The sequence below is a fragment of the Pseudomonas sp. Bout1 genome, from assembly GCF_034314165.1.
In the GTDB taxonomy this organism is placed as follows: domain Bacteria; phylum Pseudomonadota; class Gammaproteobacteria; order Pseudomonadales; family Pseudomonadaceae; genus Aquipseudomonas.
On the sequence record NZ_JAVIWK010000001.1, the window covers coordinates 2,307,704 to 2,331,064 of the forward strand.

The following is a 23,361-nucleotide window of genomic DNA, read 5'->3' on the forward strand; positions in this document are numbered from 1 at the left end:
TTGTTGCGTTAGACTAGGACCAGAAGAACCTCCAGTTTTGGATAATTCATATGGTCCAGCTTCGCAAATGGCGCCCGTTGCTCAAACTCGATGGGGCGCAGCCGCAGGCGTCGTACAGAAAGATCATCGAGGGTCTGGTGAGCGCGATTGTCGAGGGCCGCCTGCGCCCCGGAACGCTGTTGCCCGGCACGCGGGAAATGGCGCAACTGCTGGACGTCAACCGCAAGACGGTGATCCTTGCCTACGAGGAGGCGGTGACCAAAGGCTGGCTGGTCAGCATTCAGCGCCGCGGTACCTTCGTCAGTACGCAACTGGCGACAGGAGCGGTCGCCGAGCCCAGCGCGCCGAAGTCGTTTGCCCCGGCGTTGCGGGAGGCCCCGGCGGTTGCCTATTTCACCCCGGGCGAGCAGGTAACAGCGCTGCACCATCGGGCGGGTGCGCTGTTTTTCGATAATGGCGCCAGTGACCATCGTCTGCTGCCGCAAGCCGTGCTGCATCGCTATTACCGCAATGCCTTGCGCAACAGCTTCACCACCAACACCGTGCGCCATGGCAGCGAAGGCAGCGGCCACTACCTGCGCAACGCCTTGGCCGAAATGTTGCGCCATAATCGAGGCCTGAATGTCGATGCGCAGCAGATTTGCCTGACCCAAGGCGTGCAGATGTCGCTGTACCTGACTGCCAGCGTGCTGCTCAAACCCGGTGATGTGGTGGTGGTCGAGCGCCTGAGTTACCCACCGGCCTGGGAGATTTTCCGCCAGTTGGGTGCGCAACTGGTCACCGTGGACCTGGACGATGAAGGTTGCCGGGTCGATCAGCTCGCTGAACTGTGCCGCGTGCACAACGTGCGGATGATGTATGTCACCCCCCATCACCAGTTTCCGAGCACCGTCAGTTTGCACGCAGCACGTCGCCAGCAACTTCTGGAACTGGCCCGGCTGCATGACTTCTGCATCATCGAGGAAGATTACGACCACGAGTATCACTTTGCCGGTCGGCCCTATTTGCCCCTGGCCAGCGACAGTGCGCAGCGCCATGTGATCTACATCGGCTCGCTGTCCAAGTCCCTGGGCAGCACCTTCCGTTGCAGCTACATCGTTGCACCGTCGAATCTCATCGAAGCGCTCGAGCGCACGGCGGCGGTGAGCCTGGGCCAGGGCGATGCCGTCATGCAGCGGGTGCTGGCGGACTTGATCAACGATGGCGAGCTGAAGAAGCACCTGCGCCGGGTGTCCAGGGAATACCGCCGGCGCCGGGAGACGCTGCTCAGTTGCCTGCTGGAGGCGTTTGGCGAGCAGATAACCGTGCAGGAACCCGAAGGCGGGCTGGCGCTGTGGGTCAGGTTCGCCGACTCAATCGACGTCGACCAACTGGCTGAAAAGGCGCTGGAGCTGGACTTGGTGGTGCGCAGCGGTCGCTTGTTTTCGCCCTTTGACCATCCGGAGAATGCCTTGCGTTTGGGATTCGCCTCGCTTGATTCGGAGGAGATCCGCACCGCCACGCAGCGTTTGGCTCAGGCGGCGCAGGCGATTGGGGAAGAGGTTAAATAATTACGCAGGCTGAAAGGTGGATGTGTAACGATATGTGACCCAGCCTTTGATACTGCCCACTACAGGAATCAATTCGGATGCTCGCAGCCTTCAGACACTACCCGTTTTCGGTCAATCTGCTGCTGTCGTCTGCGTTGTTTCTGACACTGGGGCGCGCCATTACCCTGCCGTATATGGTGATTTACCTGTCATCCAACTTCACGTTGGGCATCAGCGAGATCGGTCTGGTGGTAGGCGGTGCAATGCTTGTCGGCTCGTTGTTAAGCCTTTACGGCGGCTACCTGACTGACAAAATCTCCAGCTATCGATTGATCCTCAGCTTCACGGGTTTTTTCACCGTGGGCTTCATTGGTATGTGCCTCACGTCGCACCTGTGGCTGTTTTTCCTGTTTCTGGTGTCGTTCAATTTTGCCTATTCAGTGATCGATATCGTGGTCAAGGCCGCGTTTGGCAAACTGCTGCCGGAAGCCGAACGCGGCAAAGTGTTTTCGGTGCGCTACACCGTGATCAACATTGGTTACGCGGTGGGGCCGTTCATTGGCGCGGGGCTCGCGCACACCAATAACGGCGCCGTCTCCAGGAACCGTCGTAAGCAGTATCAATATTCGGTTCAGGCTGAGGTATTTGATTACATTGAGCAGCTCACACAGGCTCTGTTGAGAGAGCAAGCGCTGGAAAAACAACGGGTTGAGGAAGGCGATTAATAGCTGCGGTCAGTTGTTGTGTCTTTCAAAAAACGCTGCTCATGATCCGGATCCGGCAACAGGCAGGTGTCGTACTTCCCGAAGAGCCGATAGCGATTACGCGCGATGCGGTCGTAAGCCCAATCCCGAAGGACACGCGGGATGGCGCGCAGGAGTAGCAATGGGCGCCAGCGGGCAGGCAGTTGCGCAATGATTTCGAGCACCGCCTCCGAACGCTCCCAGTAGTGCCGGTCGCGGATCACTGCGAGGGTGTCGAACTGATCCAGCGGCAACCCCGCCCAGGCCAATAGCGCCTGACCTTCGGGCGACTGAACGGCCGCCAACCGCACACGCCGGTCGTGGTCATGGCGAATGAGGAACCTTGCCCAGCCGTTGCACAGCTTGCACACACCGTCGAACAACACCACGGTTTCACCGGGGTTGAGGAGTGGTGCGGCGGTATGAAGGCAGGTAATCCGCATGGCTCAGGTCTCCGGCGCTTTTGAACACCCGCCGACTTTAACGCGACAGCACCGGCGCCGCGCCTTTTTCCTCCGCGCCCACGTCATGCAGCGAGATCCGCGACGTCTCCGGCAGCGCCAACCCACCCGCCAATGCCAGCAACGCCACCGCAATCAGATAAAACGCCGGCGACAGGTTGCTGCCCGTGGTGCTGATCAACCATGTTGCCATCAACGGCGCCGTACCGCCGAAGATCGTATACGCCATGTTGTAAGTAATCGCCGAAGCGGTATACCGCGTGCGCGTCGGAAAAGTCTCCGACAGCAACGCCGCCGTCACCACCCCACACAACACTGCACCCACCGCCAGCAACATCACCCCGACAATCGACGCCGCGAACGAGCCCGAACTGGCCATCAGGAACGACGGGTACACCACCACGATCAACAACACACACGCGGTCATCACTGTGACCCGCCGCCCCACGCGATCCGAATACAACCCCGCCAGCGGGCAAATCGCCGCCGCGAAAATCAGTGCAATCAGCGACACCAGCAACGCCATCGCCCGGCTCAACCCACCGGCCACTTGCAGGTACGTCGCGAAGTAGGTGGTGAACATGTAAAACGACAGCGCCGTGAGCGACACAAAAGCGCCCAGGCAGCAGATCGCCGCACCATGGTTGCGCAGCGTTTCCTTGAGCGGGGAGTGGGCGACTGCGTGTTCCTGCTTCACCGCCTGGAAGGCCGGCGTCTCATCCAGCTTCCAGCGCAGGTAAAGCCCCACCAGGCCCAGCGGTGCGGCGATCAAAAACGGCAAGCGCCAGCCCCAACTGCCCATCGCCTCGGCCGACAACGACGCTTCAAGCGCATACGCCACCACCGCTGCTGCGGCAAAGGCGGAAAAGGTCGATACCGGCACAAAGCTGCCGTACCACGCGCGTTTGTCACTCGGCGCGTGTTCCATCAGATAGGCACAGGCGCCCGCGTATTCACCGCCGGCGGAGAAGCCCTGGGCGCAGCGGATCAGCGACAACAGAATCGGCGCCGCCACGCCAATGGCGGCGTAGGTGGGCAGCAGGCCGATCAGCGTGGTGGCGCCGGCCATCAGCAAAATCGTCATGGCCAGCGTGCGTTTACGCCCGATCCGGTCGCCGAGCATGCCGAAGAAGATCCCGCCCAGGGGTCGAAACGCGAAGGCCACCGCGAACACCGCGAAGGTCTTGAGCAGCGCCGCGCTGGCGTCACCGCTGGGGAAGAATTGTTGGGCGATGGTGGTAGCGAGAAAACCGTAGACGGCGAAGTCGAACCACTCCACGAAGTTACCGATGCCGGCGGCGATGATCACTCTGCGCAGGGTTTGCGGGCTGACCTGTTCGGTGGATGGGCTCGTCATGGGGGAAGGCCTCGGCGGTGGTAGGGGATGCTTGATTATCGGGGGCGGGGGTTGGGCGGCGGGGCTCAAAAGAGTCGTCCGCATAGTCAGCAGCGACTTGGTCGGGGTTGGAGTACGCAGGATTTGGGCCAGATAAGGCGGGGCCTATCGACGGGCGGCGCTGGTAACCCGCGGTTCAACCTTGGTATTACTCAACCCGGCCCCATAACTAGGGCTGTATCCATCCAGGGGAAGAACACCATGACCAACCAAACTGAAACCGCCATCCTCGCCGGCGGCTGCTTCTGGGGCATGCAAGACCTGTTGCGACGCTACCCCGGCGTGCTGCAAACGCGCGTCGGCTATACCGGCGGCGAGGTGCCGAATGCCACCTACCGCAACCACGGCAACCATGCCGAAGCCATCGAGATCGTCTTCGACCCGGCGGTGATCACGTACCGGCAGATCCTCGAGTTCTTTTTCCAGATCCACGACCCCAGCACGCCCAACCGCCAGGGTAATGACCTGGGCCCCGGCTACCGTTCGGCGATTTATTACCTGAGCGAACAGCAACGCGACGTGGCAGAAGACACCGCAGCGGACGTGGATGCCTCGGGGCTGTGGCCAGGCCGTGTGGTGACCGAAATCGAACCGGCGGGACCGTTCTGGGAAGCAGAGCCGGAGCATCAGGATTACCTTGAGCGGATTCCCAACGGCTACACCTGCCACTTTATTCGGCCGAACTGGAAGCTGCCCAAACGCGGTTAAAAATGTGGGGGCGGGCGTACCTGATGAACACAGGTATCTACACAACGCTTGCAAGCTGACACAAAGCCCCTTTGTGGTGAGTGGGTTGTGGTGAGCGGGTTGTGGTGAGTGGATTGTGGTGAGTGGATTGTGGTGAGTGGATTGTGGTGGTGAGCGGGCTTGCCCCGCGCTGGGCTGCGAAGCGGCCCCAATAAGGCCACCACAGAGTGTCAGGCACCATGCGGTGGCTGGTTTTTAGGGCCGCTTCGCGCCCAGCGCGGGGCAAAGCCCGCTCACCACAATCCACTCACCACAACTCGCTCATCACAGGGGGCTCACCACACCCCTGACTACACCCCTCAACGCATCTGCAGAATAATCGGGCTGCTGCTCGCCGGGCCCGTGTGCTCACGCAACTTGCCCACCGCCTTCGCATCCACCGTACCGCCCTGATTGCCCCAGGTGCCGCGCACAAACGTCAGCACTTCAGCAATCTCCTGGTCCGACAACTGCTCGCGAAACGCCGGCATGCGATAAGCGTCCGCCACATTCGCCGCTACCACGCGCTGCGAGCCATTCAAGGTGATGTTGATCGCCGAGGCACTCTCCTTGATCAGCGCAGAGGTGGCCCCCGCCAGCGGCGGCATCCAGTCCGGTTGCCCTTTGCCTTCCAGCCCGTGACACGAAGCGCAGCGGGTCACATAAGTATGGGCGCCGGGCACATCCTGATGTTCCGCAGCCGACACCGCCTGATACTGCCAAGCCGGCCCATCCCGCTGCTCATCCCCCGGCAGCGAACGCAGATACCGCGCAATCGCCGCCAGGTCATCGTCGTTCATAAACTGCGTGGAGTTGTTGAACGCCTCGGTCATCGAGCCATAAACCACCGCATGTTTATTGCGACCGGTCTTCAGGAACTGCACCACCTCCGGCTCACTCCAGCGCCCCAGGCCCGTGTTGTGATCGTCCCGCAGGCTCGGTGCGTACCAGCCATCCAGCAAGCCACCGGCCAGATACGGCTTGCCGCCCTCATCCAGCGCTTTCTCGTTAAAGGCCAAACCCCGAGGCGTGTGGCAACTGCCGCAATGCCCCGGCCCCTGCACGATGTAGGCGCCGCGGTTCCACAGCTCATCCTTCCCGGCCTTCGCTACGTAGGGCTTGCTGTCGGTAAACACGCCATTCCACAGCGCGATCGGCCAACGCATGTTCAGTGGCCACGGGATCGAGCTGGGCACATTGGCCTGCCGCACCGGCGCCACGCCCTTCATGAAGAACGCATACAACGCCTTCACATCATCGTCACTGAGCTTGGCATAAGACGGATACGGCATCGCCGGGTACAGCCGGCGCCCACCCGGCGCGACACCGTGGCGCACCGCGCGGTCGAAATCGGCGAGGCTGTAGCGACCAATCCCGGTTTCCGGGTCTGGCGTGACGTTGGTGGCATGGATCGAACCCAGCGGCGTGGCCATCTCCAGGCCACCGGAAAACGGTGCGCTGTTGGGCACGCTGTGGCACGCCACGCAGTCGCTGACCCGGGCGACGTACTCGCCTCGGGCGACCAGCGCCGGCTCCATGGCGACAGGCTCGGCACCCAGCGACGAAGCAGGCTCACGGGTGACATACCAGGCCAGCAGGCCTGCCGCGACCAGGCACGGCAGCGCCAGCCAGCCAGCGGTTCTTGCGAATCGACGGTTGTTCATAAGTGCTCAGGCCCCGGTCAGGTGAAGGAGTGGCGGCTTAACGGCATGCTGCGCACGCGCTGCCCCGTCAACGCCGCGACGGCGTTGGCCACGGCAGGCGCCACGGCGGGCAGCGGCGGTTCGCCAATGCCGCCCATTTTTTCCCCGCTCTCGATCACGCGCACATGCACCCGCGCCATCCGCGAAGGCGGCAGCACCGGGTACAAATCGTAGTTACGCGCCCGAGGCAAGCCGTCCACATACACCGCCTCTTCCAACAGCACCTGGGACAAGCCCAGTGACACCGCCCCATTCACCTGCGCCTCGACAATCGCCGGGTTGACGATGCTGCCCGGGTCGATCGCCTGCCAAATGTCATGCACCTTGACCTGCCCGTTCTCGATCGACACCTCGGCAATCACCGCCGTCTGCGTGCCGAACGGCGACGCCATCGCCACCCCACGCGCACGCTTGCTGCCGTCTTCGGCGACAAACGGGCCACGTTTCCAGCCCCCCGACAACTCACCCACCGCCTTCAACAGCGTGGTCAGCCGCTGGTTATCCCGCAGCAAATGCAGGCGCAACTCGAACGGGTCTTTGCCGCCCTTGTCGGCCAGTTCATCCAGAAACGACTCGTAGAAAAAGTCATTCAGCGAGTTACCCACCGAACGCCAGTAGCCCAGCATCACCGGGCCCTTTACATAAATCTGCGCGATGCGCTTGTTGGGAATCGCGTACGACTTCCCAGACAACCCCTCCAGCGCCGTCGGGTCGAGCTTCTCGCCCTGCTTGCCGGCCAGGGCCTCGGTCGGCCCCTCGGTGGCACTCACCGCCTCAATCGCCACCGGCCAGCCGTCACCGTCCAGCGCCCCACGGAAATTTACCGCCGCCACCGGGCGCAGCACGTCCCGCAGGAATTCTTCTTCACGGCTCCAGATCATCTTCACCGGGCGCCCGACCGCCTTGGCCAACTCAATGGCCTGTGGATACGGGCTGGCCGAGTCATACAGAAAATGCCGGCCGAAAAACCCACCCAACAGCGGCGAGTGCAGGGTAATCCGCGACGGGTCGAGACCGGTGCGCTTGGCGATATCGGCCAGGAACATATCCTGCGCCTGATTCGGCAACCAGATCTCCAGCGAACCGTCAGTGTTGAAACTCGCCAGCGCCGAAGGCGGCTCCAGCTGCGCATGGTGCAGATACTGGTTGTGGTACGTGGCCTCGACCTTGGTTTTGGCATTCGCCAGCGTGCCGGCCACATCACCCTCGTTCTCATCATCCCGGGCCGGGCCGGTTTCTGCGGCCAGGCGCTTGAAATGCTCGTCGCTGGAAAAGTCCTTCGCCATCCCGCGCAGCTTCGAATCCGCAGTGGGCTCCAGCCAGTCCACCTGAATCGACTCCACCGCACGCTTGGCATGCCACCAACGTTCAGCCACCACCGCCACCGCACCCGGCAGGCGATGCACCGAATGCACCCCCGGCATGGCCTTGACCTGGTCCTCGTTGCGCAGGCTGCCCACCGTCATACCCAAGCGGGGCGCATGCTGCACCGCCGCGTGGAGCATGCCGTCCACCTTCATATCAATGCTGTACAGCGCCTTGCCGGTGGACTTGTCATACGCATCCAGACGCTTCACCGGCTTGCCGATCCAACGGAATTGGCTTGGGTCGCGCAGCTTCACACTGGCAACGTCCGGCACCGGCAAATCCATCGCCCGTCCGGCCAGCTCGCCATACGTAAGGGAACGCCCAGACGCCGCGTGCACCACCTTGCCTGGCTCGGTCGACAGCTCACCCACCGGCACCTTCAACGCCTGTGCCCCAGCCTCCAGCAACATCGCCCGGGCCAGCGCGCCCAGCCGGCGCATCGTCGGGTAACTCATGCGCACCGACATACTGCCGCCGGTGATACGCATGCCATTTTCCATCACCACAAAGGCTTCGCCGGGCGGGGCGCACTCAACCAGGAACGTGGCCGGGTCGGCGTCCAACTCCTCGCCGACAATCTGCGCCATCGCCGTGAACGTGCCCTGGCCGCCTTCGATAAAGGGGCTGAGCAAACGAATCGTGTTGTCCGGGCGAATCTCCAGGAACGCCGGCACCTGCGTACCGCGCTCACCAGCCGCCGCAGCAGTGGCCGCCTGCACCCGGCCAGAACCCAACGGCAGACCAAAACCAATCACCAACGCACCCACGGCCGTGCTGGCCAGGAAACGACGGCGGGACAGGTTCACCGGGTCATTCAACGCCGCGACCAAGGGCAGGGCAGCGGGATCAATGCGAACGTTCATCAGGCCTCTCCCTTCGCAAGGTCATGCACCGCCGCATGAATCGCGTTATAGGTGCCACAGCGGCAGAGGTTGACCATCGCCGCCTTGATCTGCGCATCGCTCGGCTTGGGCGTTTGCTTGAGCAGCGCCGTAGCCGCCATCACCTGGCCGGACTGGCAGTAACCGCACTGAGCCACCTGATACTCGACCCACGTGGCAACGACCCGCTTGCCGACATCATCCGACTCGATCGCCTCGATGGTCGTGATCTCCCGGCCAACCACACCGGAGACGGGCGTGACGCACGAGCGCACCACGTTGCCGTCCACCAGCACGGAACACGCACCGCATTGCGCCAGGCCGCAGCCGTATTTGGTGCCGGTCATGCCCAGGTTGTCGCGGATGACCCAGAGCAGAGGCGTGTCGGGTTCTGCATCGACTTGGTGGGTCTGCTGGTTAATTCGTAATTCCATGGCTCACCCGCTGATCATCGGTTGGTGTTGCATTTTTTTAGTATTTTTCAGGCGGCGAGGTGGGGCTGCGCCGCTTGGCATCGTTGGCCCGGTTGGTTCGAACGCACGTAGTTTGAGTAGTGTAGAGGGATACTGGATTGACTCTAGACCGTAGGTCAGAGGGTTGCTATGCGCAGAGGGGAAGGTCGGAGGATTGGGCAAGTATTCGACAGGATTGCGATAGGGGAGGGGGCGCCTGGCGACTTTCCTACAGGCAATTCCGGATGGCTTGTCTGACGATTCGTTTTTTGTGGAGCCTAGCCGAACGGTCAGTTGTTAGGCTTTGGGCAGTCCAGCAGGATCTCTTGCGTGCCATTCCGGCGCAGACCCAACACTTATGCGGCAACACCGTTGCGGTGTTCGAGCCTGCTGGGTGCTAGAAAAGGACAGCACGATGGAGCACGCAACGCCTCGCTTATATACCAATGAAGTGTCCCCAGAATTTCTCCAGAGCCTCGACAAGTCGCACTTTACCGAGCAACAGCTTGCCGACTTCCATGAAGACGCCTTGGCGATCGTTAATCAACGGCAGGCTTACATCAACGCTCACCCCCCGATTGCTATTTACCGCGTGGCAGCTGAGGGCAGCCAAACCCGAAACGGCGGTGTGATTCAAGCGACTACTCCCATGGAGTTCAAGTTGGATAACGGTCAGCAAGTGCGCGCTGCGCAGAAAGGCGATTACGCCGTATATGCCGATGGCAGCAAGGCCCAAATCGTGGCGGGGACGGGGGAAGGCAATAGCCATTTTGCGCTGGTCGGCAGTCGTCTGAGCAATGGCGACGAAATTATCAATACACCCCAAGGTGGCTGGGTGTTTATCGCCCGTGAAGGCGCGCTGCAGGCCGAGGATTTTCTGCCCGCTATCGAGCGCGTGGAGAAACATCAATGAACGAAGGTTTTTTCATTGGTAAAGGCAATAAAACCACCTGCGGCGGGGAGGTTCTGGATGGTGATCCCCGAGTCAACATAATGGGCCTGCTTCATGCCTGTGCCGGTGACCGGGTTACGTGTGGGGTGGACGGGAAAACGTATCGGATTGTCGGTGGTATTTCGCATATTGAAAGCCATGGCAGGCTGGTGGCGGGCACGCTGGACAGCCGCAGTGACTGCCCCTGTAACGCTCGTCTGATTCCCACGGAGTTAACAGCCAAATACCGGAACGAAAGCGCTGCACCGCAAATGGACAGGCGAATGGCGAAACCCGCCCATTCAACGCTAACCAGCCCTTCCGTAGCGCCGCGTCAATCGGCGTTTACGGGTAATTCAGTCCCGCCAGTATTCAATAGCGTGGAGCTTCAGGAGCCTGGCTTCTATGTCGCGCCCCAAATCATGAGCCGCCAAGCACTGGAGGCCCTACTTTTCCCCGAGCGCGATTTGACGGTGTTGAGCAAGTTTTGGGCGCTCAACCCTGACCTGAACGATGTTAAAGCTGGCTCGATGATCGTGTTGAGCGATCCGAAAAACACGTCCTGTACTTATCAGGAAGCGCAGTTGATGGCGGCTGCCCAGCAGGTCAAGGCGTCTTTGGATGGCTTGACGCCGGAAGAGGCGGATTTTCGATTTCGCTACGGTGCTGAAATTGCCAGCTATATCGGGTCCACCTCCGCCGCCACCTGGCTGGGCGTCAGCGCGGTGGTGATGGAAACGCATCTGAGCAATTTACGGGACACGCTCCAGGGCATGGAGCGTCTGCATCAGGAGAGCTATCGTCAGCATGGGCATCTTAAATCGCCGCAATTTTTCGCTGATCGTAAGCGGCTGATGGCCCAGTTGAATACACATTTGCTTAACTCCACACGTTTGCGGGGCCAAACGAGCTTGGGCGATCATCCCAAGCTCAAAACTGCGCTTGGGATATCCAGCCGAAGCCTGGTGCACCATTGGGATAAGGCCGGTGGGCCGGGGCAGATTCCGGGGTATATCGCGATTGGTATTAGTGGGGTGTCTTCGTTGTTGGCGATTCAGGAAGTGTGTAGCGGGGATTCTGGGGCGGCTTGCGAGAAGATTAAGTTTACCGAAGGTGGGAAGTTCGGCTTGTCAACTCTTGGTGGCGCTGCCGGTGGGGGAATAGGCAAATTAGCCGGTATGCCTATCTGTTTGGCGCTTGGCTTCTCTACAGGTATAGGGGGGATTGTCTGTGTCGCGACCTTGGTAGGGACTGGCGCATGGGTTGGTACAACTCTTGGTGAGGTGGGAGGAGAATACATGGGGGAGAGAATTTACGAAGCTAGGCAACCATGACCAGTATCGATACTTGGCCGTTGTGGGTTGTGATCATCGTTACCGGTGGCCCGGGTCTTCTCGAGATTTTGAGCATTGCCTACAGCTTGTACCTGTGCCGACGTCATTTGGACGCCATAAAGGATGCCTTGAAAAACAGCCGTTATATGTATCTCTGGGGGCCGAGTCTGGGGAGGCGGGGTTTGATTTGGTCCCTCTTGGAAATAATAAAACTCACTCAGATGATCATGATGCCGAGGGCATCACTCGCCATCGGTGAACTGGACCCTGTCGACCTTGAAAACTTTCCCGCTTATCTTAAACGGCTGCTGAAGATCAAATTGGTGATGCTGTTGAGCTGTGCTGCCTGGTTCGTGATTGCGGCTGCGTTAGTCAAGTTTAAGTAGCTTTGCCTTGTGCCCCAGAAAAAATGGGGCCAGACCACGATAGAAAATAGCGGCGTGTGACCGGATCCCAATCCTCCTACTGTTTCTCGCTCAATCCGATTGCAAAGCTTGACAGACGCCTATGTTTCCCTTGCTTTACGACTCGCCGTATTTCCTTAACTGACTGGCATAAAGACTTGCCTGGTTTTCTCAGAGCGTTAGAGCAGCCCTTCGTTATTCAGCTTCAAGCGTGCGTAGTAGAGAATTGCGACAGCCGGAATCAAGGCCGAATAGCCTGGTTTGACTGCGCTTTTTAGATTGGTTACCACTGCCTTGATACGCTCGGTCGAAAGCAGATTAGTAAGTGAGGGCAGTACCGATGCAGATTTCAGCACTACTCCCATGTTCCCACTCGTCAGGACCTGGGCTGTCTCACGGTACTGTGGCGCATGCGCCTCAGGGGTCGAGAAGTAGGACGTAACGGTCAGGCTCGCCGCCAACGCATCTACCTGCTCGAAGTAACCTTTCGCAGACATGGAATTCAAATGTTGAGCAATGCCCTGCTTTGAACCGAGCACATGATCCTCACCGAAAGAAGAATGGAAACACTTGCTGATCAGCAGCTCCTCCATCTCAATCACCCGTGCACAATCGTGCAACTTGCTCTCCAGATCGTAGTGTTCGGCCAGCATGAGTAAGATCTGTAGGTACTTGAGGCCACTTCCACGTGCCAGATTGACCAAGCAATGTCCGCCCAGTAGTTGGAATTCCTGGGTCAGCAGATACGGTGAATTGTCGATTTCAAGGGTTGTCCAGCTGCTGCTGCGTAGGTGCTTTGCGACTTGATTGCGGATTTGATCGCAGGTCAGTTCGAGCAGGTCGTAGATAAAGTGGTCGGCCACGACGGGGTCGGGATTCTTGATGATTGGCTGGGGCTGACTTGAGACGGGCAGACCACTTTTGTAGCCGTAGAAGCCTGATGCTCGCAGTACCTGCTCCAGACGCGGCCAATAATCTGTATGACCGAAAGACTCCATGCGAACGTTTTTGCAGTTAGCAACTGGCCGGCGACCGGCGCTGCTTTCCCCAACATTCAACCGCAGAGTTTCATCATCTTTTGAGTAAACATTGTAGAGCTTACAGTTTGTGCGCTTGCGAATGGCTCGAGCATCGTTTCCCGACAGTTCGGCAGCAGTAGCCATTAACAGAACATCGCCAATTTCGAGGTCGTGATTAGTTGGCTTGTCTAGTAGATCTCGTAGTGCACTTACGACCACCCGTCCGCCAAGCGAGTGTCCGACCAGATTGACCTTCGACACGTAGGGATGATGTTTGAGAAGGTATATTTCAAGTTGTGAGAATAGAGTTTTTCCCATAGCTGTGGCGCGGTTGCGGCTAGTGTTGAAGTGCACGGCGCGATCTACCGCTACTGCCGCTGCACCCGCCACGATGTTAAGCCGGGCGATCGCTGAGAAGCTGACGCTGGATAACTTATCGAACTGGGTCCAATGACCGGACGGCCAGAAAGCAAAGATGTTGATGCAGCCGTGGAGGGAAGATGGGATGTGCTTGCGCAGCACGCACCGGTCTTCCATGTCGTGGCCGGCTGAGTAGCCGTGGATGAAGACGTTTGCGATCTCTCCGGAATGGTAAGGGAGTGTCATAAATTTGAATTGGTGACTCATGCAACGTCCTTGTATAAGGTTGTAGATGAGCGAATAGTGGCATTTTGCTATTTTTTTGTAAACGGATGTCTAAAGTGGAGGCAATCGGACCGTCAGGCCCTGGGAACTGGCGATACTCGTTATCGCTGTGTAGGTTACAGCTGCCTGCTATTGGACACAGCTTTCCATGAAGGGCTGCTTTTGGCAGGTAGCAGCCCTTCGCTACCGGCACCTTTCGGCCATAAGCTGCCATTCGAATATGTATACGAAACTAGGGGCGATTCAATCAGGCTCAGAGCATGTTCCAGAGCCATGCCAAACGCTACTAAGGCAACCTCATGGCGAACGCCGGGATATGCTGGCAAGCCATCAAGCAGCTCCAAGATCTCAACGTGTAGCTCATCTGATCTGTCTAGAAAATCGTCCATGCCTTAGCTCCCTCATCCTTCTGGTTACGTCGCTTGTGATGCTACTATGCCATGCGCGAAACAGTGGCCCTAACCGCGAGTTTTCTCGATTTTTGACGAAGGAGGAGACATGGAAGTATCAGCACCTGACAAAGAAGCGGATGGTCAAAATGAGCCTGCAGCTCCCGAGAAAAAAACCACCTCGCTAGCCCTCGCAATCGTCCTTTCGTTGATCAGCTTCGTCATAGTTTTCATTACGACTGTCAAACACGACTTCGGCGCATCGCCGGTCATGGACATTGTGAAAGAGCCTGTCCTGTTTCAGAGCTATCTTTCCAGCGCTTTCGGTGGAAGCGTGTTCATTCCGTTAATTCACGTAGGTATAGCTTCGTTTTTCAAATCAAAACGAAACAGCTCAACACGCCGTCGAATTTTCATTGGTTGGGCGATTGTGATTATCGTGCTGCAAATCGTGCAGTTCCTAACCAAACACTGAGCCTGAATATTTTCTCTAGCGAAAAGCATGGAATTGAAAGCATGAACAACACACCAATGACGAGCAACCAACAGATCAAGTTACTGATTTTCGCTATCCTGCTAGCCCCTTCTATGTTTTTTCTAGTAGGTATAATTCCAGCCCTTTTCTTGATTTTTGGGCTTGTGATGATGAAGAAAAACAGTGACTTCTCTCACATCGAAACGTCTGGACAGTATTTCAAATACTACGTTTATATCTTGCTCACAGGATGCGCCCTTTTCGCTTTGTACTTCGCAACCACGCTGGGAGCAGAAGAACGATGGGATCGCCAGACGAACGGATTCTTCGCATCCCTTTCATTGGGCGGTATTGCGATATTTTACATCGTCATTCTGAATTTTCTTTTCTTGAACCCGCTACGCCGCCATTCAGAATGGGTAGAGAAGAACGGTATTTTCTCCAGCAAAGCGAAGGGAGTGGAGGACTCCAGCGACGTTGACATCATCAAGGGTGAGCGGCTTCGCACGTTCTCTGTTGCTGATGAACTGATCAAATGGGCAAAGCTCAAGGATGATGGTCATATCACTGAGCAAGAATTCAACGACGCAAGGAAGAAGCTTCTTCAGTGAGGTTAACCTAGCGTAACCAGAAGCCCTTCGGGGCTTTTTTGGTGCCCGCGATTTGTCACTAGGAAATGTGAATCGCCCGTGAATTAGTAACACATCTGAATGACCGCTGGTGGCCGAAAGCAGTCACCACGCTAGTCGTCCGGGCCAAGCTTCTCGACGCCATATGCGGCGAGTCATCGGGCTAGTCAGTTGCCGGGTTAGTCATCAGCCAGGGCAGGGCGCTTCGCGGTCGAGGAGCCTGGCGTTGATTGGTCAAGAACGGGTTGTTATCAAGGTGCTGCTAGCTGGACAATAGGTCCGGACGAGCCGGCCACCATGGACCAAGTGTGCGTACTTTTGGTTCGCTCGGCTGGGATCTACGAACTGCAAGATTACTGATCGGAAAAAGACCAATGCTAGGGAAAGTCAGCAAAAAATATCCCGTCTGGGGCGCGGTTGCACTCTGCGCGACCCTTTTATCCGGGTGCGCGACGTCGCGTTACGACGGCAAGCACGCACCGGACCCGAGTAAGGCGATCATCGTGGGTTCGATTGGTGAGAGCTATCTGATGCAGCCGCATGGGCTGGTGGTTGAGATCAGGCAAAAGGGAGGGCCCGGCACCGTACTGCGGCTGACGACGTTGGGCAATGAAGATGACCAGCCGTCACCCCATATACTGGGCCATTTCTTCATGTATGAAGTGCCGCCTGGTGAGTATGAGTACACGCAGTGGAGTTACGTGTATTACGCGGGAAGATCCATGCCGCGCCCTGTGCCTGCGGTTTTCTCGGTGAAGGCCGGGGAAACCCTCTATATCGGCGATCTGCGCGCCGATGCCCTGCGCTTCTGCCTGTCCAACGTGAATAACGCCGAGAACACGGTGGAGGAGTTGAAGCGCAAGTACTGGATGCTCAAGGACCGGAACATCGTGAATTTGACGGCAAAGAGCGGTTTTGCACCTTGGCCGAGTTCTGATGCCACTGACTTCGGCAAAGGGCTCTGCACGCTCTGAATCCGGTACCGGTGACAGTCACCAATACCGCCGCCCATTGATCCAAGTTCAAGGAGCTCCATGCCATGAAGCGCTGCACGCTACTCTGGGCCAGCCTGTTCGCGGCCCTAGCCTCACTGACCGGCTGCATCAGCGGTCCGGACCTGACAGGCCAACCATTTTTTACGTCACCGGCAGAACCCCGTCCAGACCAGGCCACGGTGTACTTCTATCGCACGTCGGCCAGCATCGGTAAAGGGGTCGCTCCGACCATTCTGGTCGATGGCCGCGCCATCGGCAGCTTGCCCTCCGGTAGTTTTTTCAAAGCTGGCATTCCCGCCGGCAAGCACAGCATTGCCTCCACCTCGCCACCTATCATCAGCGGTATGGTTAACAAACGTTTCGATATCACCGTCGAGAATGGAAAGGTGTATTACATCGCAGACCAACTCAGCACTTCTGCCTACAAGGACGGACAGACCTTGGGCGAAGTCGATGAGGGTCGTTTCGGTGGAACAATGTTTTACTCGCGCTACGCGCTTGTGCCTGCCGAGGAAGCGCTGCGTTCTATCAAGTGGTGCCAGGAGCTGCCGGCAACCGCACCGTAATCATGCGTAACCCATGCTCCGGCCAGCCTCGTTCCGAGCCTGCCTTGGCAGGATAGAGTGTTGAGGGAAAATCCGACCAGCCCTACGGGGCTGCATTGGAGAGCGTGACCACGATAGAAATGATCTTCCTATACTGGCCATCCCTGGATACTACGCGAAGCGCAACCTATGCCCATCAAACCCAATCAAAACGCCCCAGTGACGTTAGTTCGCGCTCAACAAAGCGACCTGGACGATCTTGTCGCCATCCGAATCGACGCCATGCGCGAAAGTCTGGAGCGCGTCGGGCGATTTGATCCGGTACGGGCCCGCGAGCGCTTTGTTAGCGGTTTTGAAGCCCACAACACCCATTACATTGAGGTATCTGGAGAGAGGGTTGGCTTTGTAGTGGTCAAGCACCACCCCACTGAACTCGTGCTCGACCACTTCTACGTGAGACCGAGCGCGCAAGGTTCGGGGATCGGCTCCGCTGTGCTCACTCAGATTTTCAAAGTGGCGGATGCGGCTGCACTCCCGATTAAAGTAGGTGCCCTCAAAGAAAGCGCCTCGAATCGTTTTTACACCCGCCATGGTTTCCAGTTCGTCGAAAGCAGTGAGTTCGACAATTATTATGTCCGTCAGAATCTTACGGTGAGCGGCCCAGCATGTTAGTGGGTTGAAGGGATACAGGAATTTCCGCTCATCAGCGCCACTAAGCGCTAGCCTAAAACCAGCAAATACAGGGGAGGGCTTCATTTAAAAATGGATCCGCCCCTTTTTCGTTCCACCTTTCGACTTACGCAACCTGAGCCTTGGCGGAAGGCCGGGCAGACTTGCGATAAGTCAGCAGCACAATCCCCGTCACCACAATAACCCCGCCCACCACCTGCCCGGCGTTGAGCATCTGGTCGAGCACGATCCAGCCCATCAACAACGTCGCCAGCGGCTCAATGTTCATCACCGGCGCATTACGCGGCATATCCAGGCGCGGCACCGAAATGAACAGCACGATAAACCCCGTGCCATACAGCACCACCAACGTGGCCAATGCCAGCCAACCGGTACTGGTGGCCGGTAGGTTCAGGCCATCGACAAGCGCACCGCTCAAGCCCGCGAGGTTGACGCTGCTGAACACGATAAAGATCGTCAGCAGGCTGCGCACCGAACCGCGCACCTGAGACAGCTTGTGGTCGGTGATCCACAGCGCGCAAGCGAACACGAACGCCGCGCAAAAGGCCAGAGAGATGCCGAGCAGCCATTCCGGGCCGAGGGTGGTGTTGGCGGAGAGGCGGCCGGGTACGTCCAGCACGAACACCAGGCCCACCAGAATCAGGCCCATCAGCAACGCCGTGCGCGCGGTGGGGCGTGGACCGCCGAGTGCCCAGGTGAGCAGGGCCAGCAGGATGGGGAACACGTTGGCGACCAGCAAGGCCAGCGCTACCGGCACACGGGCGACGGCGGAGTAGAGGCAGAGGCTTTGGGTGGCGATGAGCAGGCCCAGGAGCACTTGCCAGCGCCATGCGCCTGGGGGGAGGCGCAGGTTTTGGCGTTGGTATAGGACCAGTATCGCCAGCACTAACAGGGTACCGCCGGAGCGCATCAGGATGGCCAGCAGGACTCCGGCGCCGTCGTCGAAGGCCACGCGGGCGGCGATGTGGTTGCCGGCGAAGGCGCAGCCCATGCAGAGGAGGATGAGAACGGCGATGTGGCGGGGGAATTGGGTGGGGGCAGGGGGAGTCATGGTGGGGGCTCGGGGAGTTGGCGCCATCGTCGGGGATGGGGGATTATTTTTAGGTTGTCGTACAACTTGGTGATGGGATTTGTAGCGTGTTTGGTGGGAGGGGGCAAGGGGTTGTTTTAGTTACGTTGGCTAGAAGTGCCTACTGAAGAGGCTTCTACCGAAGTTCGTAGGGGGAGCCGGGCCTGGGACGGATAGCTCTAATTCAGCTGGTCGTTAGAAGGAGATCGTATGAGTCTTTTGGCGGAAGCGTCCCAGCGTGTTTTCGGCAACTAGGTCGGAAAGGGATCGATTTATTGATTTGGAATAGATCGCTTTTGTCCCGACAATATGGAGATAAGTTGAATAATTCGTGATGGTCGGGAACGGCTGTTCGCGAAAGACCGCTTTCGGCCACAAGCGGTCTATCGAGTAAGCGCTGCACTAGAAACTAACCACCACGGTAGATTTCAAACAGCTCGCGAAAAAACCGATCGTATGCCGCATCGCGCGGGTCGCGGCGAGCCATCGCGCGCAGGTAGAGCGCAGGTATCGAAGGCGAGCGGCGATATGGCTTGAGCGAGCCCTCAGCCCATACCTCACCGGTGACGGTCACTGACGGTGCCTGCATAACCGTGGGGATTTGGGAGTAACACCACAACTGAGCCCAAATGTTTGGCCATAGATTCGATGGGATAGACTGCCTGGATAGCTTAATCTCAACGATAAGCACATGGCCGGTTTGAGAGTTGCGAAAAAGCAAGTCCGGAGATGCTCTCAAGGGCTCTCCTCTAACTGTCAGTTCCTCCAGCGCAAAATAGGGAACATGTTTGTCGTTCAGATGGATGCCCTGATGCACCAGCTTCCAGCCGTCTGGGCGCCTGCTTAACATCAAGGGCGAAGCGATTGTCCATGCTTCCTTAGGACCCACATGACTGTTCTGACAGAACTCGAAAATTACTTTTTCGGCTTCAAGCCCCCGTTTCAAAGCATCGTCATCCTCACCAGGTCGGCCGTATAGGCTATACACCCAGTTTGCAAAAGCAGACACGGTTGCGTCCGGCTTTTCGGGCCTCATGGCTCTGGCTTTCGTGAGAAAAGCACTAGGCTTCAGATCGAATTTGCCGATTACCGGCGGGATCACTTGTTCCCAGTAGGATCGATGGCCATCCCCGGATATTTTTTTGAAGAAGCTGAACGTATCCTCCACTTCCACCTGATCAAATAAGACGCGCATCCGGTTTTCAACCAGCCGGCGCCGCACTTCTGTGCGGCCAAGATCTCCGCTTGTCACCACCACACTCAATCGGTTGTCCGAAGCCTGTTCAATAGGCTCAACCCCGTCAGATTCGCCACCCTCAAAATCCATATTTCGTAAACTCTCCTCAAGCCGGCATCCACTGACAAGGTAGCCGCTTACCTGATGCGACTTCCCTTCAACTCAACTTGGGTAAGTCGAATTGAATCGACCCTACGTAGTCGCCCATTTTAATGTCTAACTTGGCAGAGATCGTCAGCTTTTGGCCGATTGCTGCTCGCTACGACAGGCAGAAATCGGCCAGAAGCAGAAATATAAAAAGTCTACTAAACTTGGGGCGATTCAGTCCGGCAGAGAACACATACCAGAACTCTCACTTTTTGTAGTCTACGTACAGGGTAGTTGAGAGTGGATTTTTGCCGATCTCGTAATCGGGATTCAGTGTCGCGAGGTTGTGAGCGGCGATGCCAACACCGGCCACCAGACCTACGGCAAGCGCTCCTAGCGCCACTGGTGCACCGACAATGCTCGCTCCGGCAAAACCTGCAAAGCTCCCCATCGAGAGGTTGCGAGCCATCATATAAATCCTGACAGACATGCCTTCTGATTCAATAGCGTTCTCCAGCCACGTCAGAGTGTTTGAGTACCTGTTGAATTCGCCGCACTCAAGAACAAAACTCTCATGTGACTTTATTTTATTTAAGACAAAATCATTAGCCACATCTTCAATTTTATAAACATTAACATCCATGACGCTTTCTCCAGGTTAACACTCCACCTCGCTATCGGCAGAGTCCAGCGAAACTTTAGGGCTAGCTTTTAAGTACTGCATGAATAGTTTATGAACTAGTCACTAAGAACGATGAATATGTTGAATAACTCCTGATTCTTTAGAGTATTGAATGACTGCTTTTGGCCGATAGCTACCGTACGCAACTGAACGCTTCCGCTCCAAAAAAGCGGTCCCTAATCGCCGAATAAAGGCTAAGAAACCTGATCACCTATCACTATGATGGATGCTCCGAAGATTACGTGAGATAGCCGGGTAACCTCAGTCAATGCCCGTAATGGGGCAGGCAAATCGAATAGTTTCAGTGGATTCTGGGGACGGTATTGCAGCTCATACCCCCTCAACGCCTGGCGTGAATCGCGATGAACGTCCGACCAGTCGTAAGCAAAGAACCCACGTTTAGCAAATTCAACGAAAGCGTTTGCACCAGCCCCAACAGTGGCCCGATCTACATCGGACACTTTCGGCAAGGAAAGGACAAATTCTTCGGAGTTTTCGACGGAGGGTATCGCGGAATCAGGAACTGGTCCGGGGCCACCTGTAGTGAAGAGCGCAACCTGTCCGAGGGCGTCGGTAGCGACCCATCCAACGTCGAAGTCCTGAAGAACGAAGGGAGCCATCATTTGCACCAACTTTTGAAGAGGGGACGAGTTGATTTCCCAACTCTGCTTACCAGCCCAGAGAGCGTAAAAGTGCGTAGACAAACTCTCAAAGCGGGAAGAAATTCGAAGGATTTATTTTTCCAGCTTAAAGATCTGCTTCTGGCCGATATCCGCGACCACCCTGAAACTCACGCACTATCTGCACAACCAGCGGCTTCACATATATCTCAATGGTATCAATCTCCGGCGGATCATCATGGCGCCCCCACTCCCCCTGATCAAAGGCCTGATAAAGCGAGAAAGCAGGCTGCGGCATGTCATTGGTCATGCCCACATCAACGATGGCAGCGATGAGCCCGTTCATGACGCCATCGCAGAACTCGTAAGTCAAAGCCCCTGCCAAGTAGTCTTCAGCAACCGCTATGGATAGCTCGTTCAGCAGATTGCGGGGGGCCACGCCGAATTCCTCGCAGGTGGCAGCAAGATCATTCAACGTTAAACCGTAGGCTTCGGCTTCAACCAATAGCTTATTGCGTTGGTTCTTTGGCAACCTCCCGTCCACGGTTCCCTCCCACGTTGCGGATGTCGTACCCGTGTCACTCATAATACTTCCCAGCCAGCAAAATGGCCGCACAGCGATGCCAAACATTGGGTATCGACCTATCCTCTTGGGCAAGTCGGGAACTGGCGTCTGCCCACGAAGCTGCCGCATCAAAAAACGCGTCAACGGACACATTTTCCCAGCCAAGAGCACTTGGCCCATAGACCGATGAAGGCGATGTCTTTTCAATTAAACGCCCGCTGGCGAAATCTACACCGAGGGCTTCGATAAATCGTATGAACGACGGTTCATCTCTGACGTGCGCCAACAACTCATGAAGATCTACAGGGCTATGCATAGGTTTCCTGGAAGCACTTAATGATTGATCACATGCTGCTGCACTGCATCGTGAACGGTCAACTCGGCTATCCAGGCTTTCAGGCCGGGGATGTGATGCGGAGTGACCGCTTCTGGCCGAAACCGGCCCTTTAATTCCCATACCGGTCTACCATGCTCACCTCCGGCAGTGGTTCCACGCGCTACCGACCTCAATCTCAAGGTATCGCCCATGACCTCTTCACCCCGCACCACCCCATCCCGCACCTCATCCGAGGCCTCCCAATGAGCATCGACCAAATCAGCCTCCCAAAAGGCGTAGGCCCGCAGGCCATCAAACTCCTCGACGCCATCACCGGTGCTGACACCAAAGAAGACCTGAACCGCGCAGGCGGCAAGGCTGAAGGTTTTGTATTGGGTCTGGAAAGCGCCAAGGCCATCAAAAGCCAAATCGCCGAGTCGCTGTATGTGGCATACGACGACGCGGCGAGTAATCGGTTGGGTGAGTTGAAGGGCTAGTCCCGCACGACTGCGTTGGGCGCTACGCCCGAGGTGTTTCGCGGTCCATCAGTTTGCCGATCAGCAGTACGCTCAATTCGCTCAGTTGGTGTATGGCCAATGCCACGTCGCGGTCTTTGCCGGTCAGTTCGTCGGACAGGTCGAGCAGCAGGGCGCTGACGGAGGAGACGGTTTCGTAGCTGTTGGCGATCAGGATTTCGCTGCTGACGCCGGAGGTGACGCTGAAAAGGGCGGTTGTCTCTGGGACTGTCTCGGCATCAGTGCCGGGATTGAGGTAGTGATCAATGGCGCGCTGGGCAGCCTGGTGGAGTTTTAGATCCGGTTTCTTCGGAGGATTCGGCGTTACTTTGAACATGGTGCAATTCCTGAATGGGGCCGACACCCTTTCGCTACTACACAAGAAGGGTGGCAGCTGTACGCAGGTTAGTAGACCGGGGAATTACACAAAGCCGGCGCGCCCGAAGGCGCCCTACGCACAGCCACCATCAAGCACAGACAGGAACGTCTGATAGATGTAGCTCATGCACTAAGTGTAATTGACCCTAGGGCTACTAAACCCGATCACTGAGTTTTCAGCGACCGAGCAACCTTAGAGATGACCACCCAGGTGCACAAGCCGGCGGATTCTGACGCAAGCGTAGGCAAAGGAGCAAGGTGCTACGACCTACGCAAAGTCTGCTTTATCCCGCAAAGGGAACCACCAACCGATACGCCCTCAACCCCAAATCACTCAAACCCTCCAGGCTCTCGCCCTGGCCAGGCATGAGCAGGCTGATCCCCAAATAATGCTCAAGGTGCAGGGTGAGGGTCTGGCCTTCCACGCGCAAATCCCAATAGCGCTGATCCAGCCCGTCGGCCTTTACGGTCCATTCGCCGCTCAAACCGTGCTCCAGCGTTTCGGCGATGGTCGCGAACAATTGCCAGTCGGACGTTTCCGAAATCTGTATTTCCATAAGGGATCATCGATAGGGTG

At 57.4% G+C, this 23,361-nt stretch carries 25 protein-coding genes and 1 pseudogene; 12 read left to right on the forward strand and 14 right to left on the reverse strand.

Annotated features, from left to right (window positions below; translation table 11 throughout):
- Positions 1–50: 50 nt before the first annotated feature.
- A complete protein-coding gene (locus RGV33_RS10555; RefSeq protein ID WP_322144222.1) occupies positions 51–1,550 on the forward strand; it encodes a PLP-dependent aminotransferase family protein in 1,500 nt (499 codons plus the stop codon).
- Between the two features lie 77 nt (positions 1,551–1,627).
- A pseudogene (locus RGV33_RS10560) lies at positions 1,628–2,107 on the forward strand (MFS transporter); the annotation flags it as partial.
- A 143-nt stretch (positions 2,108–2,250) separates the two neighbouring features.
- Here RGV33_RS10560 and RGV33_RS10565 read toward each other — a convergent pair.
- On the reverse strand, positions 2,251–2,715 hold the full coding sequence (locus RGV33_RS10565; RefSeq protein WP_322144223.1) for a thiol-disulfide oxidoreductase DCC family protein: 465 nt from the start codon (positions 2,713–2,715) through the stop codon (positions 2,251–2,253).
- Positions 2,716–2,752: 37 nt separating this feature from the next.
- Positions 2,753–4,090, reverse strand: a complete 1,338-nt coding sequence (locus RGV33_RS10570) for an MFS transporter (protein ID WP_322144224.1) — start codon at positions 4,088–4,090, stop codon at positions 2,753–2,755.
- Positions 4,091–4,330: 240 nt separating this feature from the next.
- Here RGV33_RS10570 and msrA point away from each other — a divergent pair, with 240 nt between their 5' ends.
- A complete protein-coding gene (gene msrA / locus RGV33_RS10575) occupies positions 4,331–4,837 on the forward strand; it encodes a peptide-methionine (S)-S-oxide reductase MsrA (RefSeq protein ID WP_322144225.1) in 507 nt (168 codons plus the stop codon).
- 338 nt (positions 4,838–5,175) lie between these two features.
- Here the strand turns inward: msrA and RGV33_RS10580 are convergent, their stop codons facing one another.
- The 3 genes from RGV33_RS10580 to RGV33_RS10590 are packed head-to-tail and all read right to left on the reverse strand — an operon-like array spanning position 5,176 to position 9,241.
- Positions 5,176–6,519, reverse strand: a complete 1,344-nt coding sequence (locus RGV33_RS10580) for a cytochrome c (RefSeq protein WP_322144226.1) — start codon at positions 6,517–6,519, stop codon at positions 5,176–5,178.
- Positions 6,520–6,536: 17 nt separating this feature from the next.
- On the reverse strand, positions 6,537–8,789 hold the full coding sequence (locus RGV33_RS10585; RefSeq protein ID WP_322144227.1) for a xanthine dehydrogenase family protein molybdopterin-binding subunit: 2,253 nt from the start codon (positions 8,787–8,789) through the stop codon (positions 6,537–6,539).
- Positions 8,789–9,241, reverse strand: coding sequence for a (2Fe-2S)-binding protein (locus RGV33_RS10590; RefSeq protein WP_322144228.1), 453 nt, complete (start codon positions 9,239–9,241; stop codon positions 8,789–8,791). The genes RGV33_RS10585 and RGV33_RS10590 overlap by 1 nt, the downstream gene beginning before the upstream one ends.
- Positions 9,242–9,674: 433 nt before the next feature.
- Between RGV33_RS10590 and RGV33_RS10595 the strand changes: the two genes are divergently transcribed.
- From RGV33_RS10595 to RGV33_RS10605, 3 genes are read left to right on the forward strand one after another with little or no spacing between them, the layout of a single operon-like run.
- Positions 9,675–10,172, forward strand: coding sequence for a hypothetical protein (locus tag RGV33_RS10595; protein WP_322144229.1), 498 nt, complete (start codon positions 9,675–9,677; stop codon positions 10,170–10,172).
- Positions 10,169–11,524 (forward strand): PAAR domain-containing protein, encoded by a 1,356-nt coding sequence (locus RGV33_RS10600; protein ID WP_322144230.1) that lies wholly within the window; start codon positions 10,169–10,171, stop codon positions 11,522–11,524. Before RGV33_RS10595 ends, RGV33_RS10600 begins: the two co-directional genes overlap by 4 nt.
- Positions 11,521–11,910, forward strand: coding sequence for a hypothetical protein (locus RGV33_RS10605; RefSeq protein ID WP_322144231.1), 390 nt, complete (start codon positions 11,521–11,523; stop codon positions 11,908–11,910). The genes RGV33_RS10600 and RGV33_RS10605 overlap by 4 nt, the downstream gene beginning before the upstream one ends.
- A 197-nt stretch (positions 11,911–12,107) precedes the next feature.
- Here the strand turns inward: RGV33_RS10605 and RGV33_RS10610 are convergent, their stop codons facing one another.
- Both RGV33_RS10610 and RGV33_RS10615 read right to left on the reverse strand, forming a co-directional pair.
- Positions 12,108–13,574 carry a DUF726 domain-containing protein gene (locus RGV33_RS10610; protein WP_322144232.1) on the reverse strand — a complete coding sequence of 489 codons (1,467 nt, stop codon included), beginning with the start codon at positions 13,572–13,574 and terminating at the stop codon, positions 12,108–12,110.
- Between the two features lie 134 nt (positions 13,575–13,708).
- Complete coding sequence (locus tag RGV33_RS10615; RefSeq protein WP_322144233.1) at positions 13,709–13,981, reverse strand: hypothetical protein; 273 nt, start codon at positions 13,979–13,981, stop codon at positions 13,709–13,711.
- 109 nt (positions 13,982–14,090) lie between these two features.
- Here RGV33_RS10615 and RGV33_RS10620 point away from each other — a divergent pair, with 109 nt between their 5' ends.
- The 5 genes from RGV33_RS10620 (at position 14,091) to RGV33_RS10640 (ending at position 17,297) form a co-directional block, all read left to right on the forward strand.
- Positions 14,091–14,456, forward strand: coding sequence for a hypothetical protein (locus tag RGV33_RS10620; RefSeq protein ID WP_322144234.1), 366 nt, complete (start codon positions 14,091–14,093; stop codon positions 14,454–14,456).
- A 41-nt stretch (positions 14,457–14,497) separates the two neighbouring features.
- The gene (locus tag RGV33_RS10625; protein ID WP_322144235.1) at positions 14,498–15,067 is read left to right on the forward strand and encodes an SHOCT domain-containing protein; all 570 of its coding nucleotides are present in this window, start codon (positions 14,498–14,500) and stop codon (positions 15,065–15,067) included.
- Between the two features lie 326 nt (positions 15,068–15,393).
- Positions 15,394–16,059, forward strand: coding sequence for a hypothetical protein (locus RGV33_RS10630; RefSeq protein WP_322144236.1), 666 nt, complete (start codon positions 15,394–15,396; stop codon positions 16,057–16,059).
- A 65-nt stretch (positions 16,060–16,124) separates the two neighbouring features.
- A complete protein-coding gene (locus tag RGV33_RS10635) occupies positions 16,125–16,646 on the forward strand; it encodes a DUF2846 domain-containing protein (RefSeq protein WP_322144237.1) in 522 nt (173 codons plus the stop codon).
- 168 nt (positions 16,647–16,814) lie between these two features.
- Positions 16,815–17,297 carry a GNAT family N-acetyltransferase gene (locus tag RGV33_RS10640; RefSeq protein ID WP_322144238.1) on the forward strand — a complete coding sequence of 161 codons (483 nt, stop codon included), beginning with the start codon at positions 16,815–16,817 and terminating at the stop codon, positions 17,295–17,297.
- 124 nt (positions 17,298–17,421) lie between these two features.
- On the opposite strand, the gene RGV33_RS10645 is transcribed toward RGV33_RS10640, so the two are convergent.
- The 5 genes from RGV33_RS10645 to RGV33_RS10665 all read right to left on the reverse strand — a co-directional run bounded on the left by RGV33_RS10645 (position 17,422) and on the right by RGV33_RS10665 (position 21,891).
- Complete coding sequence (locus tag RGV33_RS10645; protein WP_322144239.1) at positions 17,422–18,366, reverse strand: DMT family transporter; 945 nt, start codon at positions 18,364–18,366, stop codon at positions 17,422–17,424.
- A gap of 427 nt (positions 18,367–18,793) precedes the next feature.
- Positions 18,794–19,711, reverse strand: coding sequence for a hypothetical protein (locus RGV33_RS10650; protein WP_322144240.1), 918 nt, complete (start codon positions 19,709–19,711; stop codon positions 18,794–18,796).
- A gap of 262 nt (positions 19,712–19,973) precedes the next feature.
- Positions 19,974–20,351: a hypothetical protein gene (locus RGV33_RS10655; protein ID WP_322144241.1), complete on the reverse strand. Its 378-nt coding sequence runs from the start codon at positions 20,349–20,351 to the stop codon at positions 19,974–19,976.
- 786 nt (positions 20,352–21,137) lie between these two features.
- Positions 21,138–21,542 (reverse strand): hypothetical protein, encoded by a 405-nt coding sequence (locus RGV33_RS10660; protein WP_322144242.1) that lies wholly within the window; start codon positions 21,540–21,542, stop codon positions 21,138–21,140.
- A gap of 46 nt (positions 21,543–21,588) precedes the next feature.
- Positions 21,589–21,891, reverse strand: a complete 303-nt coding sequence (locus tag RGV33_RS10665) for a hypothetical protein (RefSeq protein WP_093121147.1) — start codon at positions 21,889–21,891, stop codon at positions 21,589–21,591.
- 263 nt (positions 21,892–22,154) lie between these two features.
- On the opposite strand from RGV33_RS10665, the gene RGV33_RS10670 reads away from it, so the two are divergent.
- Positions 22,155–22,388, forward strand: coding sequence for a hypothetical protein (locus RGV33_RS10670; protein WP_003214497.1), 234 nt, complete (start codon positions 22,155–22,157; stop codon positions 22,386–22,388).
- Positions 22,389–22,410: 22 nt separating this feature from the next.
- Here the strand turns inward: RGV33_RS10670 and RGV33_RS10675 are convergent, their stop codons facing one another.
- Together RGV33_RS10675 and RGV33_RS10680 are read right to left on the reverse strand one after the other, a co-directional pair.
- On the reverse strand, positions 22,411–22,743 hold the full coding sequence (locus tag RGV33_RS10675; protein ID WP_167662448.1) for a DUF6124 family protein: 333 nt from the start codon (positions 22,741–22,743) through the stop codon (positions 22,411–22,413).
- A 325-nt stretch (positions 22,744–23,068) separates the two neighbouring features.
- Entirely contained in the window at positions 23,069–23,341 is a 273-nt protein-coding gene (locus tag RGV33_RS10680; RefSeq protein WP_322144243.1) for a DUF3630 family protein, read from the reverse strand.
- Positions 23,342–23,361: the final 20 nt, after the last annotated feature.